Origin of the sequence: Aurantiacibacter rhizosphaerae (genome assembly GCF_009807005.1) — a bacterium.
In the GTDB taxonomy this organism is placed as follows: domain Bacteria; phylum Pseudomonadota; class Alphaproteobacteria; order Sphingomonadales; family Sphingomonadaceae; genus Alteraurantiacibacter; species Alteraurantiacibacter rhizosphaerae.
Genome location: NZ_WUBR01000002.1, coordinates 586,064 through 602,140, shown reverse-complemented (window position 1 = coordinate 602,140; position 16,077 = coordinate 586,064). Strand labels below are relative to the sequence as shown.

Annotated in this window: 13 protein-coding genes and 1 tRNA gene; 6 read left to right on the top strand and 8 right to left on the bottom strand. The window is 61.0% G+C overall.

Annotated elements, in window-relative coordinates; all coding sequences use genetic code 11:
- Positions 1-15 precede the first annotated feature (15 nt).
- Positions 16-2,349 (bottom strand): 3-hydroxyacyl-CoA dehydrogenase/enoyl-CoA hydratase family protein, encoded by a 2,334-nt coding sequence (locus GRF63_RS10390; protein ID WP_160485924.1) that lies wholly within the window; start codon positions 2,347-2,349, stop codon positions 16-18.
- The gene (locus tag GRF63_RS10385) at positions 2,349-3,485 is read right to left on the bottom strand and encodes a thiolase family protein (protein ID WP_160485923.1); all 1,137 of its coding nucleotides are present in this window, start codon (positions 3,483-3,485) and stop codon (positions 2,349-2,351) included. Before GRF63_RS10385 ends, GRF63_RS10390 begins: the two co-directional genes overlap by 1 nt.
- A 146-nt stretch (positions 3,486-3,631) precedes the next feature.
- Here GRF63_RS10385 and GRF63_RS10380 point away from each other — a divergent pair, with 146 nt between their 5' ends.
- Positions 3,632-5,356: a long-chain-fatty-acid--CoA ligase gene (locus GRF63_RS10380; RefSeq protein WP_160485922.1), complete on the top strand. Its 1,725-nt coding sequence runs from the start codon at positions 3,632-3,634 to the stop codon at positions 5,354-5,356.
- Positions 5,353-5,790 carry a MerR family transcriptional regulator gene (locus GRF63_RS10375; RefSeq protein ID WP_419865956.1) on the top strand — a complete coding sequence of 146 codons (438 nt, stop codon included), beginning with the start codon at positions 5,353-5,355 and terminating at the stop codon, positions 5,788-5,790. Before GRF63_RS10380 ends, GRF63_RS10375 begins: the two co-directional genes overlap by 4 nt.
- Before the next feature lie 36 nt (positions 5,791-5,826).
- On the opposite strand, the gene GRF63_RS10370 is transcribed toward GRF63_RS10375, so the two are convergent.
- Positions 5,827-5,901, bottom strand: a tRNA-Val gene (locus GRF63_RS10370).
- 104 nt (positions 5,902-6,005) lie between these two features.
- A complete protein-coding gene (gene cpdR, locus GRF63_RS10365; protein ID WP_160485921.1) occupies positions 6,006-6,380 on the bottom strand; it encodes a cell cycle two-component system response regulator CpdR in 375 nt (124 codons plus the stop codon).
- 141 nt (positions 6,381-6,521) lie between these two features.
- On the opposite strand from cpdR, the gene GRF63_RS10360 reads away from it, so the two are divergent.
- Positions 6,522-7,469 carry an N-formylglutamate amidohydrolase gene (locus tag GRF63_RS10360; RefSeq protein WP_160485920.1) on the top strand — a complete coding sequence of 316 codons (948 nt, stop codon included), beginning with the start codon at positions 6,522-6,524 and terminating at the stop codon, positions 7,467-7,469.
- Positions 7,470-7,692: 223 nt separating this feature from the next.
- Here the strand turns inward: GRF63_RS10360 and GRF63_RS10355 are convergent, their stop codons facing one another.
- Both GRF63_RS10355 and GRF63_RS10350 read right to left on the bottom strand, forming a co-directional pair.
- On the bottom strand, positions 7,693-8,493 hold the full coding sequence (locus GRF63_RS10355; RefSeq protein ID WP_160486328.1) for a SapC family protein: 801 nt from the start codon (positions 8,491-8,493) through the stop codon (positions 7,693-7,695).
- Positions 8,494-8,579: 86 nt separating this feature from the next.
- A complete protein-coding gene (locus GRF63_RS10350) occupies positions 8,580-10,028 on the bottom strand; it encodes an FAD-binding oxidoreductase (protein ID WP_160485919.1) in 1,449 nt (482 codons plus the stop codon).
- A gap of 135 nt (positions 10,029-10,163) precedes the next feature.
- Here GRF63_RS10350 and GRF63_RS10345 point away from each other — a divergent pair, with 135 nt between their 5' ends.
- Together GRF63_RS10345 and GRF63_RS10340 are read left to right on the top strand one after the other, a co-directional pair.
- Positions 10,164-10,742 carry a hypothetical protein gene (locus GRF63_RS10345; protein ID WP_160485918.1) on the top strand — a complete coding sequence of 193 codons (579 nt, stop codon included), beginning with the start codon at positions 10,164-10,166 and terminating at the stop codon, positions 10,740-10,742.
- Positions 10,743-10,849: 107 nt separating this feature from the next.
- Entirely contained in the window at positions 10,850-12,322 is a 1,473-nt protein-coding gene (locus GRF63_RS10340) for a DEAD/DEAH box helicase (RefSeq protein WP_160485917.1), read from the top strand.
- Positions 12,323-12,358: 36 nt separating this feature from the next.
- Here GRF63_RS10340 and GRF63_RS16400 read toward each other — a convergent pair whose 3' ends face one another.
- Positions 12,359-12,532: a hypothetical protein gene (locus GRF63_RS16400; protein ID WP_202131672.1), complete on the bottom strand. Its 174-nt coding sequence runs from the start codon at positions 12,530-12,532 to the stop codon at positions 12,359-12,361.
- 437 nt (positions 12,533-12,969) lie between these two features.
- Positions 12,970-15,270 (bottom strand): UvrD-helicase domain-containing protein, encoded by a 2,301-nt coding sequence (locus GRF63_RS10335; RefSeq protein WP_160485916.1) that lies wholly within the window; start codon positions 15,268-15,270, stop codon positions 12,970-12,972.
- Positions 15,271-15,409: 139 nt separating this feature from the next.
- Here GRF63_RS10335 and GRF63_RS10330 point away from each other — a divergent pair, with 139 nt between their 5' ends.
- Positions 15,410-15,994 carry a hypothetical protein gene (locus GRF63_RS10330; protein ID WP_160485915.1) on the top strand — a complete coding sequence of 195 codons (585 nt, stop codon included), beginning with the start codon at positions 15,410-15,412 and terminating at the stop codon, positions 15,992-15,994.
- The last annotated feature ends 83 nt before the right edge of the window (positions 15,995-16,077 follow it).

Below are 16,077 nucleotides of genomic sequence, written 5' to 3'. Positions count from 1 at the left end.
ACAAATCCTCTCTGATTAATTGCGAAGGGGCTTGCCGGTTTCGAGCATATGCTCGACCCGCGCCTGCGATTTCGGATTGCGGACAAGGCGCATGAACGCCTCCCGCTCCAGCTTCAGCATATCGGCTTCGGTAAGCGTTTCGGTGATATCGGTATCGCCGCCGGACAGGACATAGGCCAACTCGCCCGCCACGGTAACGTCGTGATCGGTGGCCTTGCCCTGACGGTGGAAGCTCTCCACGGCCAGATCCAGCGCCGCCTTGCCGGTGGGGCCGGGCAGACGATATTCCGGCTTCTCCGGAGCTTCATAACCATCGACCAACGCCAGAGCACGCTGCTTAGCATCGTACAGCAGGCGGTCACGGTTCATGCTGATGCCATCGTCACGGCGCAGGAAGCCATAATCCTTCGCCTCCGTCGCCGATTTCGCCACCGTGGCGGTGGAGATGATTTCGAACGACTTGGACACGGCCGGCATCGGGCCATTCGGCTGGCGGGGGTTTTCTTCCCAGCGAGAAATCATCTCGCCGCAGCCACCCCAGCCGGGGATGATGCCAACACCGCATTCGACAAGGCCGATATAGGTTTCGGCATGCGCCTGTATGCCATCGGAGTTGAGGCAGATCTCGCACCCGCCACCCAGTGCCATGCCAAACGGCGCGGAAACCACGGGGAAGGGCGCGTATTTCAGGGCCTTGTAGGCATCCTGCCCGCCCTTGATGCTCTTCTCCACCTCGCCCCATGCCGCGATGTTGAGTGCGAACAGTGCAAGGCCAAGATTGGCCCCGGCAGAGAAGTTGGAGCCTTCGTTGTAAACGACCAGCGCCTTGTAATCCTTCTTCACCATCGGAATGGCCTTCTGGATCAGCTTCATCACCTGTTCGTCCAGCGCATTCATCTTGCCGGTAAATTCCAGCGCGACAACGCCATCGCCCACGTCCCACAATGCAGCGGAGCCATTGCGAATTAGCGGCTCTGAAGAAAGCTTGATATCTGCCAGCATCAATACGCCATCGGGACGCACGATATCGTGATATTCGCCATCGGTGCCCAGATACTGACGCTTGCCGTTTTCCACGCGATAGAAGCTGCGATCTCCCGCCATGCGCAGGATTTCGGGCACCGGCAGGTCGTCTGCCTCAAGCCGTTCAACCAGCTTGGCCGCGCCGATCTTGTCGATCATTTCGAACGGGCCGAATTTCCAGTTATAGCCCAGCTTCATGGCATCATCGACGCCCGTGATAGTGGCAGTCGCTTCAGGCACGATGCTGGCGGCGTATGACAGGGTGGGGCCAAGCACGGCCCAGGCGAATTCGCCGGTCTTGCCGGGCAGGGAAATCAGCTTGCCCAGATCACCCTTGGCAGCGGAGCCACGCACCAGGCCGGGTCGCGCCGCGGCGCGATATTCGCCGGACTTCAAGTCCTTCGCCATTTTAGTGCGCGAACCGTCTTCACCCTTTTGCAGCGTGTAGAAGCCGCCCTTGCCCTTGCGACCGGTGTAACCGCTTTCGATCATCTCCTCGATCAGGGATTCGCTGCGGGCGATCTTCTGATACCAGTCATCCTTGGGCAGGGTGCTGGTGAGGGATTTCATAAGATGCGGCATCAGGTCGATGCCGATCAGGTCGATCAGGCCGAAGATACCGGTCTTGGGCACGCCCATCGGCCTGCCGCCGATCTCGTCCACCTCTTCCACGGTCATGCCCATGTCGAAGGCAGAATTTACCGCCTGCTGTATCCAGAAGGTGCCGATGCGGTTGGCGATGAAGCCGGGAGAATCCTCGGCATCCACCGGGGTCTTGCCCAGCTTGCGATCCACGAATTCGCGAACCATTTCCAGCGTATCAGGATTGGTCTTGGGCCCTGCCACCAGTTCGATCAGGCGCATGTAGCGCGGCGGATTGAAGAAGTGGGTGATCAGGAAATCCTGCTTGAACTCATCGGACCGGCCATCGGTCAGATTTTCCAGCGGGATCGTGGAGGTGTTGGAGGATACGGCAGTGCCGGCTTTGCGCACTTCTTCCAGCTTGGCATAGAGGTTCTGTTTGATGTCGAGCCGTTCGATGATGGCTTCCACCACCCAGTCACACTCTGCAACCTTGCCGAGATGATCCTCGATATTGCCGGTTTCCACCAGCTTGGCCGCCCGCTTGCCCATAAAGGGCGCAGGGTCGGTCTTCAGCATTTTCTTCACCGCGCCTTCGGCAATGGCGTTGCGGTTGTCGCCGTCCTTGGGGACGATATCCAGCAGCAGTACGGGCACACCGGCATTGGCGATCTGGGCGGCGATACCGGCACCCATCGTGCCAGCGCCGATCACGCAGACTTTCTTGATGGTTCCGTCAGCCATTATGCGGTCTCCAGCACAGTTGCGATGCCCTGGCCGCCACCAATGCACTGGGTGACGAGGGCGTATTTCTTGCCTTCGCGTTGCAGCAGGCTGGCCGCCTTGCCCACGATGCGCGCGCCCGTGGCGCCCAGCGGATGGCCAATGGCAATCGCGCCGCCATCAAGGTTGATCTTGCTCTCGTCGATGCCGAGGTCCGCGATGCTCGCCAGAGACTGGCTGGAGAAGGCTTCGTTCAGTTCGATCACATCGATATCGTCGATGGTCAGGCCAGCGCGCTGCATCGCCTTTTTCGAGGATTCGACCGGGCCGATGCCCATGATCTCCGGCGCGCAGCCGGAAATCGCCATACTCTTCACCTTGGCCATGACTTTCAGGCCGTTCTTCGCGGCGTAATCCGCGCTGCACACCAGCAGGGCGGCGGCGCCATCGGTAAGGGGGGAGGCGGTTCCGGCGGTCACCGTGCCATTCTCGTCAAAAGACAGCTTCAGGCCAGCCAGACCTTCGGCGGTGGTTTCAGGGCGCGGCGTGCCGTCTGTATCGATCACCGTCCCATCGGGCAGGGTGTAGGGCACGATCTCGTCCTTGAACGCGCCTTTCTTCAGGGCCTCGCCGGCTTTCTGCTGGCTCTTCACGGCGAAAGCTTCCTGCGCCTCGCGCGTCAGCTCGTATTTCTTGGCGACGTTCTCTGCCGTATCGCCCATGCCGACATAGGCGGCGCTGCGCTTGGCGAGTTCGGGGTTGGGCATGGGGTTGAAACCGGTCATCGGAACGCGGCTCATCGATTCGACGCCCGCTGCGATGAAGACTTCACCAGCGCCCATGGCGATCTGGCCGGCGGCATAGTGAACCGCGCTCATGGAAGATCCGCAGAAGCGGTTCATGGTCATGCCGCCAATGCTCAGCGGCAGGTCTGCCAGCAGCACCACCAGGCGCGCCATGTTGAAGCCTTGCTCACCTTCGGGGAAGGCGCAGCCGAGCAGCACGTCCTCGATATCCTCGGCGTTGACGCCAGTGCGTTCGATCAGGCCCTTGATGGTGTTCGCGGCCAGATCATCGGGGCGAACCTTGGCCAGCGCGCCGCGATAGGCGGGGTGGAACGGGGAGCGGACATATCCTGCAATGACGACATCACTCATGGTTTTGGTTTGCCTTTCTTATTCGCGCGTTGACCTTTTGCGTCGAATGATTACGATAAAGTATATAGCCTGACGTATACGTCAAGCGAGAACAAATCAAGGCGCAGTTTCACGATAAGCTGCGCAATAAATGGAAAGGATGTCTGATGATTGAGGCGGAGGTTACATCCCACCCGCTCGATCCCTCCAGGATACTGGACGCCGAGGGGAACATTCGCCCGCGGCTGCTGACCGAGAGCTTTGATCGTGCGACAACCCTTTATCCCGATCACGTCGCGATCGATTTTCTGGGGCGCGAGTGGACCTATGGCGATCTGGGGCGGGAGGTTGATCGAGTCGCCGCAGGGCTGCAGGCGCTGGGGCTGGAAAAGGATGACAGGTTTGGCCTGTGCCTGCCCAACACGCCTTATTCGGTGATCCTGTATTACGCCGTGCTGCGCGCAGGCGGCGTGGTGGTGCAGCTGAACCCGCTGTATTCCGATAGCGAGGTTGAATTTCTCATCACCAATTCCGGCGCCAAGATGGTTGCCGTGCCGGATCTGGAACTGCTGCATTGCAAGGTTGCGGCGGCGTGGGGCGCTGAAGGCAGCGCGATGGAACGCGTGGTGCTTTGCTCCATGGCGGATGTGCTGCCGTTCTGGAAAAGCGTGGGGCTGCGCACGCTCAAGCGGTCCTCGCTCGCCAACAAGCGATCCGGAATTACCTATTCCGATTATAGCGATATTGCCGCTCACAAGGCCTCTCTCCGCCCGGTTCAGCAGGATCCGCATGACGTTGCAGTCCTGCAATATACTGGTGGAACGACCGGGAGGCCAAAGGGTGCCATGCTAACGCACGCCAGCCTCGCCGCGAACTCTGCCCAAATGCTGCTGCACATCGGCGAAGAACGCGATCAGCAAGAGCGCACGCTGGGCGTACTGCCGCTGTTCCACGTCTTCGCGCTGACATGCGTGCTGAATTTCGGCGTTGAAATCGCGGCCGAACTGGTGCTGCTGCCGCGCTTCGAAATGGACGAGGTGCTGGCCACCATCAAACGCAAGCCGCCCACCCAGATGTTCGGTGTTCCCACTATCTATAACGCGCTGGGGTCCTTGCCCGATGACAAGGTGCCGGATCTGCGTACCGTGCGCACCAGCATATCGGGCGGCGCGCCGCTGCCGCTGGACGTGCGCAAGCAGTATGAGGAGCGCACGGGTTCTCCTGTTTCGGAGGGATATGGCCTGACGGAGGCATCGCCAATCATCACCAGCAATCCCCTGCTGGGCCGTCAGCCGGTGAAGGAAAATTCCGCTGGCCCGGCATTCCCGCATACGGTGCTGGAAATCCGCGATCCGGAGACTGGCCAGTTCATGCCGCAGGGAGAGCGGGGCGAGATTTGCGCGCGTGGGCCACAGTTGATGAAGGGCTATTGGAACCGTCCCGGCGCGACCGAGGAAACCTTTATCGACGGCGCGCTGCGCACGGGCGACATCGGCTACCTGGACGAGGACGGATATCTGTTCATCGTGGACCGGATCAAGGACCTGATCCTGTGCAGCGGTTACAACGTCTATCCGCGCGCAATCGAGGATGCGGCCTACCAGCATCCCGCCGTGAAGGAGGCTGTCGCTATCGGCATTCCCGATGACTATCGCGGTGAAGCGCCAAAGCTGTTTATTGCCTTGCACGAAGGGGAAGAGCTGGACGCTGGCCAGTTGGAAGCGTTTCTGAAGATGCGGCTCAACCCCATCGAAATGCCCGATGCCTACGAATTTCGCGATGAACTGCCGAAAACCCTGGTCGGCAAGCTTGAGAAAAAGCAGCTGGTGGCCGAAGAAAAAGCCAAGGCTGAAGCGGCAAAGGCTAACTTGCCTGCCGAGGGAACGACATGAGCGAGCAGGAAACCAGCGATCTGGGCGCGATGCCTGGCTTCGAGGATATGAAGCAGGGCGATCTGAAAAGTATCGCACAGGCATCAGAGGCGCTGGGCGTGACGCAAAGGACTTTGCGGTTCTACGAGGACAAGGGCCTGATCCAGCCAAAGCGCGTGGGATCCATGCGCGTCTATTCGCGTCGCGAGATGGGCCGGATGCAACTGATTCTGCGTGGAAAGCGGCTTGGCTTTAGCATTAGGGAAATTGGCGAATTCCTCAGCCTGTACGATCACGATCCCGATCAGGTGGTGCAGGCAAAGCTGATGTTGGAAGCGACGCAGGAACGCCTGGCAGAACTTCGCCATCAGCGCGAGGCGATCGAGCAGACCATCACCGAGCTGGAAACGATCGAGGCGATGTCTCGCCAGCATCTGGCGAAGCGGGACGGTTAGACGCAAATCAGAGGGTGGAGCCGGGTTTTTCGCGAATGGTGGGCGTAGCAAGGATTGAACTTGCGACCCCTACGATGTCAACATAGTGCTCTACCACTGAGCTATACGCCCGCACCATTCGCCGATGTGCCATCAACATAGTGACGGCAGGCGGGCCATCTAGCGCCGCCCCAATCGTTTCGCAAGAGGTCGTTTCAAAGGAGGTGAAAAACCCCTTAGACGGATACCGCTGCGCTATCTTCGAAAACGCGTTCCACTTCCATCACCAGGTCCTTCAGGTGGAAGGGCTTTGACAGCATCTTTGCATGGGGCGCATCGCGGTTTGCCCGAAGGGCCACGGCCGCGAAACCTGTGATGAACATCACCTTGGTCGACGGGCTCAGATCATTGCAACGCTGGGCCAGTTCGATCCCGTCCATCTCCGGCATGACGATATCGGAAAGCAGGAGGTCGTAGATCTCCGTTTCCAGCAGCGGGATCGCCTCCGTGCCACAGGATACTGCCATGACCGAATAGCCTGCCTTTTCGAGCGCCCTTGTAAGGTAGGTGCGCATCGCATTATCGTCTTCTGCCAGCAGGATACGGATCATGCGCTCGTCTCTTCCAGTGATTGCGTGTGAGAAAGGCTCTAGGCACATCTGCGTTAAAAATCTGCCTCCGATCCCGACCTGCCCAGCATTGGGACAGCATGTCTTTGACATGGGGATGGTTCGCGGCCAGCACAGGCTGCGATGAGCGAGCGCGAAACAGCTTCGCCTGATTCGCAGGCGATCACCGGCGGTTCCATTCCGGGTGGGGAGGGGCAGCCGGCCTATGTGCTGCATCGTCAGAAAACCTCCGCCATCCCCATATTGATCGCAGTACCCCACGCCGGGCGCGAATATCCGGCCAGCCTGGTGAACCGCATGCGTCATCCGGGCGAAGCTGCGCCGCGACTTGAGGATCGCTATGTCGATCTGGTGGCGCGCAAGGTGGCCGATGCAACGGGCGCGGCGCTGCTTGTCGCCAACGCACCACGCGCGATGATCGATCTCAACCGTTCGCCGGAAGACATAGACTGGGAAATGATTTCCGGTCCGCGCAGCGGCTATGTGCGATCGCGCCTCGCTGCGGGCCGCCGTTCGCGCAGCGGCCTGGGCCTTGTCCCGCGCCGCCTGCCCGGATTGGGAGAACTGTGGCGCCAGCGCCTGCCCGCTGCCGATCTCTCCCGCCGGATAGAGGAGGTGCATGCACCCTATCATCTGGCGCTATCGCAAACGCTTGAACACGTGCGGGATCGCTGGGGCGCGGCGCTGCTGCTGGACCTGCATTCGATGCCGCCGCTTGGCCCGAAGGCGGGCGTGGGGGCCGCAGTGGATTTTGTTGTGGGCGATCGATTCGGTGCCTCTTGCGAAGGGCACCTTGCCAGCATCGCGCTGGACCATTTCGAGATAAAGGGCGCACGCGCCGCGCATAATCGGCCCTATGCCGGCGGCTATGTGCTGGATCGCCACGGCGCCCCGGCCAGGGGTCTTTCTGCGATTCAGCTGGAGATATGCCGCGCCATTTATCTGGACCCGCAATTGCGGGAGCCGGGTGAGGGGCTGGACGATGTGGCAGAGCTGGTGACGGGGCTTGTCCTACGGCTGGCCAGCGCGGTTGAAAGCAACGCAAGAGGCTTCTCCCAGGCGGCCGAATAGCCATGAAAAAACCGCCCCGTGCATGAAGCACGAGGCGGCCAAGGTTCAGGGAGGAGGCGCGCCGTGGCGCACCTATCCGACACAGCCATGAGGGGAGCCGGCCGGACAAATCAAAGATAGTCCTGTCCGCCGATGTTTCAAGGTCACATGGACAAAAGGCGGCCCCGCAGGACCGCCTTCGTCTTGACAATCGGGCGTCCTGCCGGAGCCCTGCCTAATAAGTTCAGGCGTTGGCAGCACCGCCGGCGTCAGCCGCGCCCTGCGGACCCTTGCCCAGCTCTACCTGACGGGCAAAGATATTGCGCATCAGATCGAGCGAGAACAGGTGTGCGAAGATGAGCGGCAGCAGGCCGTTTTCATTCCACTTGCGCAGCTGATCGCCGCGCAGTTCGCGCAGCTTATCCTGGTTCACCATGCGGAAACCGCGATAGGTGAAGGGCTGGTCCGGCGCGTCGGCGCGGTTGATGGCGATCTCGCCGTCCATCAGCAGATCGTGATCATCCAGCTCTTTCATGAAGAGCTGCGTGCGGTTGCCCGCCTCTTCAAACTTTTCGCAGAACTGCAGCAGCGCCGTCGTGTGCTCGCTGGGTTCCTTCGCATCGGTGAACAGCGGATTGCCGTCCTCGAACTTGCCCACCAGATCGGCGCTGGGGTCGAAACACAGCGACAGGTTGTCGGAATTCTGATCCAGCTTGGCGAGGAGGAAGGGATAGCGGCGGATATAGGCCGGGATATATGGCGGCGAATTGTCGCGCGGGGTGCCATCATCGTCGAAGAAGACGTTCACGCCTTCGTTCAGGCCCATCAGCGCCAAGGGAACGGAGCGTTCGCCAGACGAGAAAACGATCGGGAAGCTGCGCTGCGCGGCGGGAAATTCCTCCACCGTCAGCGGAATGGCGTGCTGGCCTGCAACCCACGGCGCCTTGTCCACCGTACGCGCATGCCAATCGCCATGATCGTTGCTGTTGAGGGGGATCAGTTCCTTGTAAAGAACGGGCAAACTGGCTTTCGGCTGGCTAGCCATCATACTCTCCGACTAAATGGATTTCGGGTGTCCGACTGAATGTCAGCAACCGTCAAAGATTTTTAAGTGAAACTCGGGCCGGGGCCTTAAAGCGAACTGGCACTGGTTTCAAGCGGCACCAGCTTACCGGGGTTGAGCAGGCCGTGCGGATCAAGCGCCTGCTTCACCTGCCGCAGGATCGCCAGCTGCGCAGGGTCGCCCAGTCGGGCAAGCTCATCCCGCTTCAACTGGCCTATGCCATGCTCTGCACTGATGGAGCCGCGCCAGGCCGTCACCTCGTCATGCACGAAGGTGCTGATGGCCTTGCCTTCGGTCTTCTCCCACTCTCCCGGCGTGGCACCCTTGGGCGCAAGCACGTGAAAGTGCACATTGCCATCACCCAGATGGCCAAAGGCAACCGCCGTGCTACCGGGAAAGGCCTTTTCCACCCTGGGCACGGCTTCGGCCACGAAATCGGCCATATCGGTTACCGGGACCGAGATATCATGCTGCATCGCCGGGCCGATGGCGCGTTCGGCAGGCGCGATTTCGTCGCGGATCATCCAGAACTGTTCTGCCTGCGCCTCGTTGCGGGCGATGGTGGCATCGGCCACCAACCCTTTCTCAAAGGCTGTTTCCAGCAGGTTGCGGGCAAGCGCGGGCAGGGCATCTGCAGTAGAGGCATCGGCGGTTAGCTCGATCAGCGCGTTCCATTCGTGCTTATCCTCCAGTGGGGCGCGTGCATTGGGGCTGTGGGCCAGCACTGCCTCCAGCGAATGGCGCGGCATCACCTCGAAGCCTTCCAGTGCATCGCCTGCCACCCGCTCGGCATGCAGCAGCAGCTTTCGCGCATCGCGGATATCGGCAAGGCCCGCCCACAGCACCGCGCGATCCGCCAGCGCAGGCAGCAGGCGCAGCGTGGCCGCGGTTACGATGCCCAGCGTACCTTCCGACCCGATCAGCAACTGCTTGAGGTCAAACCCGCGATTATCTTTCTTGAGCGGCCTGAGCGTATCGAAGATCTCGCCGCTCGCCATCACAGCCTCCAACCCCAGCACCTGCGCGCGCATGGATCCGTGCCGCAAAACCTGCGTGCCGCCCGCATTGGTGGAGATCAGTCCGCCAACCGTCGCCGATCCCTTGCCGCCCAGCGTCAGCGGGAAGCGCAGGCCTTCCGCCTCCGCCGTTTCATGCAGGGTTTGCAGGATATAGCCCGCCTCACAAGTTATCTGCCGCGCATCGACATCGAAATTGCGCACCGCGTCCATCCGCCTGAGCGAGAGGAGAATGGCATCGCCGCTGTCATCGGGTGTCGCACCGCCGGACATGCCACTGTTGCCTCCCTGGGGCACGATCGGCACGCCATGCTGCGCGCACAGCTTCACCAGGGCAGCCACCTCCTGCGTCGAGGCGGGGGATGCCAGGCCCAGCGCCTTTCCGGTGAAACGGCCGCGCCAGTCAGTCAGCCAGGGGGTTACGATTTCTTCGTCGCTGGTCCATCCTCGCGTGCCCAGCAGATCCGCGGCGGCTTTTGAAAAAGTGTCTGTCTTGCTCATCGCGGAACCGTTGCCAGCATTATGGCCGTGTTGCAAAGGCGGAACGATGGGTTAAGCCAGCATTCAATCCGCGCTGCTAGGCAGGCGAAATCCTCAAACGGAGATTGACGCCAGCTCGTCGCCAACAAAGCAGCCATGAAACGCATCGCATTCCTTTTCGCGCTTGTCGCACTGCTTGTGCCGCTGTTTGCGGTGCAGATGCCCGTGCGCGTCGCGGCGCAGGATGTGGGCGGGCTGAACGGGCCGCAATCATCGCTCCCGCTTGGATTCAACCCTTCCAGTTCCCCTTCCGGCACGCTGCTGGACGATGCCTATCTTCCGCCAGAGGCATACCAGGTGCGCATTCGCCAGCGGGTGGTTGTGCGCGTATCGCCCGCTCCGCCACGTGCCCGCTCGCAGATGATGGCAGAGCTGCCGCGCCGCCCGATGCGCCGCAGTTACGAAGAGGTGGAGCATGACGATTGCGTTGACGTGAGCGACATCGTGGGCGTTCAGCCATCCAGCGATAATCGCCTGCTGATCTTCACGCAAAAGCGTCAGATTCTGGCTGCGCGGCTGGACTCCACCTGCGCCGCGCGCGCATTCTATGCCGGCTTTTATGTAGAGCGCAGCGAAGACGGCCAGCTTTGTGTCGCGCGCGATCTGCTGCAATCGCGGGCCGGGGCCAGCTGCGAGGTATCGCGTTTCAGCCGCCTTGTGGCCGTGAGCCAGTAACACCGCTACCCTCGAAAATCTTGACTTTCGCCGCCTCTGCTGCATAGGGCGCGGCACGTGCATGGCGCTGCGAACAGGCGCCCCCTCTTATTTCCGGACCTTACGCATTGACCACTTTTGCCGATCTCGGCCTATCACCTGAATTGCTCAAAGCCGTGGAGGAGGCCGGTTATACCGAGCCGACTCCGATCCAGGCCGAGGCGATTCCGGCAGTGCTGATGATGAAGGATGTGCTGGGTATCGCACAGACCGGCACCGGCAAGACGGCCAGCTTCGTGCTGCCGATGATCGATGTTCTGGCCAATGGCCGCCGCCGCGCGCTGATGCCGCGCAGCCTTATTCTTGAGCCGACACGTGAACTTGCCGCGCAGGTTGCAGAGAATTTCGAGAAATACGGCGCGAACCACGATCTGAAGATGGCGCTGCTGATCGGCGGCGTGCAGATGGGTGAGCAGGTGAAGGCGCTGAATGATGGCGTCGACGTGCTGATCGCCACGCCGGGCCGCCTGATGGACCTGTTCGAACGCGGCAAGATCATGCTCAACGCGTGTGAACTGGTGGTGATCGACGAGGCGGACCGCATGCTCGACATGGGCTTCATCCCCGATATCGAGTTTATCTGCGACAAGCTGCCCGACCAGCGCCAGACCCTGCTCTTCAGCGCCACCATGCCCGCCCCGATCGAGAAGCTGGCGAAGAAATTCCTCGACAATCCCAAGCGCATGGAAGTGAGCCGCGCGGCCTCCACCAACGAGAACATCACTGCCTTCAAGATCCCGGTGAAGAACCGCGAAAAGCGCAGCACGCTGGAATGGCTGCTGCGCAATGATCTGGTGGACACCGCCATCGTCTTCTCCAACCGCAAGACCACGGTGCGCGAACTCAACAAGACGCTTCAACGCAACGGCTTTGCCAGCGGTGAAATTCACGGCGATATCGATCAGGCCAGCCGCAATGCGGAATTGCAGCGTTTCAAGGATGGCGAAATCAACATCCTCGTCGCGTCAGACGTTGCCGCGCGCGGGCTGGACATCAAGGGCGTGAGCCACGTCTTCAATTACGACACGCCGTGGCACCCGGACGATTATGTCCACCGCATCGGCCGCACGGGCCGCGCGGGTGCCAAGGGCCGCGCGTTCACCTTCGTGGGCGAGGGTGATGACGAGGCCATTGACAATGTCGAGAAGCTGACCGGCGCCAAGATCCCCGTCTTCGGCAAGAAGGACGTGCGCGTCGAACTGCCCAAGGCGGAGCCGAAGAAGGACAAGCCCCAAAAGGACAAGCGCGAGCAGGATGCGCCGGAACAGTCCGACGATGCCGAGGAGCAGCGTGAGGAAAAGCCCAGGCGCTCCCGCGCCCGCAAGAGCGAAACCGCCAAGGCCAAGCCGGAGCGCAAAGCGCGCGACACATCCAGTGACGAGCAGCGCGATAACGAGCCGAGCGAAAGCAAGCCGCGCGACGACAAGCCGCAACGCAAATCGGGCGGGCAATCGCGCCACCGCAATCAGGATGAAGAGCCTGTCCCCGCTGGCGAATGGAATGGGCCGAAGCCCGAATTCCTGAGCTTCGGCTTCAAGTAAGAGCAGGCCTGATGGTGACGGGCTGGGCGCTTTGGCTCAGCTGTCCAGCACCATCTGCGCCACCTCTTCGATCTTTCCGGTAACCAATAGCGGGCTGCTGCCCACCATGCCGACCAGCGTCTGGCCGTTTTCGCCGGTGCGCAACCATGCGATATTGCTGGCGACCACAAGATAGTCGCCACCGCGCGAGTGTAACTTCACGAATTTCATCGAAGTGCCTCCTGGCGAGGCACGGTTTACGCGTGTGGTCTCTTTTTTGGGTTAACGGCGCGCTGGGAGGTGTGGCTGAAGGCCTGTTCTTTGGGGTGGGAAGCTGACCTAGGACCTCCGCTCATCGCCAGCGGCATAGCGAGGCATATCAGCAACGGCATCCTCGAAAGCTTCTCGTATTTCGGACTGGCTAAAGCCCTGATCCCAAAGCTCCGTCATCAGCTGATTTACAGCTCTCGGAAGAAGGGGCTGATCGGGCCATGGATTGCACTGGTTTAGCTTCGTGAGGGCATCACTGAACTGCTGGACCACTAATATGGCGCAGTCTTGCCACTGATCCTCATAGCACGCCTGATTTTCTTCGCACATCGAGGCAGTCTGCACCCGCAAGTCAACGTCCGCAATGGGGTCGTTATCCGCCGCTCCCGCGTCTCCCTTCAAGCCAGCGTAACGAAGCTATCGATTACCCGCTTCGTCCCGGCCTTCTCGAAGTCGATTTCCAGCTTGTTGCCTTCCTGTCCGATCACTTCGCCATAGCCGAATTTCTCGTGGAACACGCGCGCGCCCAGTTCCACATCGCCGCGTGGTTTTGCCGCGAAGCTGGCAGCGGAACGGCTTGGTTCTTTCAGGCGCGTCTGCTTCGTGTCGTAACCGGTGGCCAGCGCGCGTTGCCAGCCGGGGCCCCTGGCGGAGGAGCGATCCGGCCTGTCGCGGGATACATGGGCGAAGGGGTCTTCGCTTTCGCTCCAATTCGCCTGCCAAAGGGATTTGCCGCCGGTCATGGTGGTTTCCTGCTCGATATGCTCTTCGGGCAGTTCCTCGATAAAGCGGCTGGGGATGGAACTGGTCCACTGGCCATAGATGCGGCGGTTGGCGGCGTGCATGATCGTGCAGCGGCGGCGCGCGCGAGTAATGGCGACATAGGCGAGGCGGCGCTCTTCCTCCAAGGATGCCAGCCCGCCTTCGTCCAGCGATCGCTGCGAGGGGAACACGCCTTCTTCCCATCCGGGCAGGAAGACATTGTCGAACTCCAGCCCCTTGGCGGCGTGCATCGTCATGATGGTCACCTTTTCCTCGTCGCTGGCGGCGTCGTTCTCCATCACCAGGCTGACGTGCTCGAGGAAATCGCCCAGCGTTTCATATTCCTCCATTGCGCGGGCGAGTTCTACCAGGTTGTCAGCACGGCCCGCGCTTTCGGCGGAGCGTTCGGCCTTCAGCAATGCATCGTAAGCGCTTTCCTCCAGCACGGCGCGCATCAGTTCGGACGGGCTGACCGCCTCGCTCATTTCGCGCCAGCGCAGGAAATCTGCCATCAGGCCGCCGATTGTGTTGCGCGCGCGGGCAGGCAATTCATCGCTGTCGGCCAGTTGCAGCGCTGCGGCGGCAAGAGGCAGGCCTTGCGCGCGGGCATGCTGGTGCATTTTCTCCAGCGTCTTTGCGCCTAGGCCGCGCTTGGGCTGATTGTAGATCCGTTCGAAGGCCAGGTCGTCCGCCGGCTGTGCAATTACGCGCAGATAGGCCAGCGCATCGCGGATCTCGGCGCGTTCGTAGAAGCGGAAGCCGCCGATGATGCGGTAAGACAGGCCGATCTGGATGAAGCGATCCTCGAACTCGCGCGTCTGGTATTGCGCGCGCACAAGGATGGCAACCTGTTCCAGCGAAGCGCCCTCGCGCTCCAGCCGCTCGATCTCCTCGCCCACGCGGCGCGCTTCTTCGGGCGCGTCCCACACGCCGATGACTTTCACCTTCTGGCCTTCTGGAAGCTGCGTCCACAAGGTCTTGCCCAGTCGCTGGCTATTGGCTTCGATCAATCCGCTGGCGGCAGAGAGGATCTGCGGGGTGGAGCGATAGTTCTGCTCCAGCTTCACCACCTTCGCGCCGGGAAAATCCTTTTCAAACCGCAGGATATTGGCAACTTCTGCGCCGCGCCATGAATAGATCGACTGGTCGTCATCCCCCACCACGCAGATATTCTTGCGCTCCTGCGCCAGCAATCGCAGCCACAGATACTGCACGGCGTTGGTGTCCTGATATTCGTCCACCAGGATGTATTTGAAGCGTTGCTGATAGCTTTTCAGCACGTCTGAGTTCTGGCGAAAGATATTGAGAATGTGCAGCAGCAGATCGCCAAAATCGCAGGCATTCAGCGTTTTCAGCCGCTCCTGATACAGGCGATACATCTCCTGTCCCTTGCCATTGGCATAGGCTTCATTGTCCACCGCCGTAAGGTCTGGCGGATTGAGACCGCGGTTCTTCCAGCTGTCCAGCAACCCGGCCAGCTGGCGCGGGGGCCAGCGTTTCTCATCAATCTCGTGCTCACGGATCATCTGCTTCAGCAGGCGCAGCTGATCGTCCGTGTCGATGATGGTGAAATTGCTTTGCAGGCCCACGATCTCGGCATGGCGGCGCAGCATCTTGGCGCAGATGGAATGGAAGGTGCCCAGCCACGGCATACCCTCCAGCGCGCCGCCCGTCAGCGTTCCCACCCGCTCGCGCATTTCGCGTGCGGCCTTGTTGGTGAAGGTGACGCACAGGATCTCGCTGGGCCATGCCAGCCGTTCGCGCACGATATGCGCGAGGCGGTGGGTGAGGGCGGCGGTCTTGCCCGTGCCTGCTCCCGCTAGCATCAGCACCGGCCCCTCCGTCGTCACCACGGCCTCTCTTTGAGGGGTGTTGAGATGGGCGAGCCATTCGGGAGTGGCTTCGGCGGGCAGGGATGAGTTCGGGGCTTGGGTCACATGCGAACAGCTAGGGAACAAAGGCGTATCGTGCAAGGCGCGCGACGAGAGGTGGAACCTCTATTTCTCGGAACAGCAGCACGGACTGGCCCGTTATTAGGCCAATCATACCGACCCGAATTGAAATTGGAGACCCCGCATGAACAAGGCAATTCTCGCCGCTGCAACCGCCCTTTCTATGGTTGCCATTCCCGCCGCCGCCCAGGTGAACACTGTCGATGACAAGCGCGACATGACCGAGGCGCAGCAGATGATGTATGACGAACTCGACACCGATCAGCAGGCGATGTTCGATGCATATACGCCCGATCAGCAGACGATGTATTTCGGCTGGCCCACCGATCTGCGCGGCTATTATTGGTCGCTGGAGCAGGACCAGCAGGATGCATGGTGGTATCTGGACGATAACCAGCGCACTACGCTGTATCAGATCCAGGCCCCTGAACAGCGTCAGGCCGCGTGGACGTCCGTGATCTCGCAGGTAAACAAGCTGGAAAACGGCGCGGCAACCAGCAGCGCGCAGGCCAGCACCACGTCCGGCGATATCAGGTTTGTCAGTAAGGAGATGGCGCAGTCCATCCCCGCCGCACATCAGGGTGAATATCCGGTGTGCAAGAGCGATTCCGACGACAACTGCATCAACGCCTGGGCAACAGGCGCCCGTGGCCCCGGTGTAGACCGTCCGCTGGACTATTGGCCTGGTAAGCCTGCTTCCAGCATGTAACGGACAACATTTCAGCCGACATTTCGGTTCTGAAGAGGTCGCTCCAAACCGGGGCGGCCTTTTTTCGTGTGGCTAATTTGCTG

Excerpts from the sequence above, each read along its gene's own strand:
- GRF63_RS10390 (WP_160485924.1), bottom strand. The coding sequence starts at position 2,349 with ATGGCTGACGGAACCATCAAGAAAGTCTGCGTGATCGGCGCTGGCACG.
- GRF63_RS10385 (WP_160485923.1), bottom strand. The coding sequence starts at position 3,485 with ATGAGTGATGTCGTCATTGCAGGATATGTCCGCTCCCCGTTCCACCCC.
- GRF63_RS10380 (WP_160485922.1), top strand. The coding sequence starts at position 3,632 with ATGATTGAGGCGGAGGTTACATCCCACCCGCTCGATCCCTCCAGGATA.
- GRF63_RS10375 (WP_419865956.1), top strand. The coding sequence starts at position 5,353 with ATGAGCGAGCAGGAAACCAGCGATCTGGGCGCGATGCCTGGCTTCGAG.
- cpdR (WP_160485921.1), bottom strand. The coding sequence starts at position 6,380 with ATGATCCGTATCCTGCTGGCAGAAGACGATAATGCGATGCGCACCTAC.
- GRF63_RS10360 (WP_160485920.1), top strand. The coding sequence starts at position 6,522 with ATGAGCGAGCGCGAAACAGCTTCGCCTGATTCGCAGGCGATCACCGGC.
- GRF63_RS10355 (WP_160486328.1), bottom strand. The coding sequence starts at position 8,493 with ATGGCTAGCCAGCCGAAAGCCAGTTTGCCCGTTCTTTACAAGGAACTG.
- GRF63_RS10350 (WP_160485919.1), bottom strand. The coding sequence starts at position 10,028 with ATGAGCAAGACAGACACTTTTTCAAAAGCCGCCGCGGATCTGCTGGGC.
- GRF63_RS10345 (WP_160485918.1), top strand. The coding sequence starts at position 10,164 with ATGAAACGCATCGCATTCCTTTTCGCGCTTGTCGCACTGCTTGTGCCG.
- GRF63_RS16400 (WP_202131672.1), bottom strand. The coding sequence starts at position 12,532 with ATGAAATTCGTGAAGTTACACTCGCGCGGTGGCGACTATCTTGTGGTC.
- GRF63_RS10330 (WP_160485915.1), top strand. The coding sequence starts at position 15,410 with ATGAACAAGGCAATTCTCGCCGCTGCAACCGCCCTTTCTATGGTTGCC.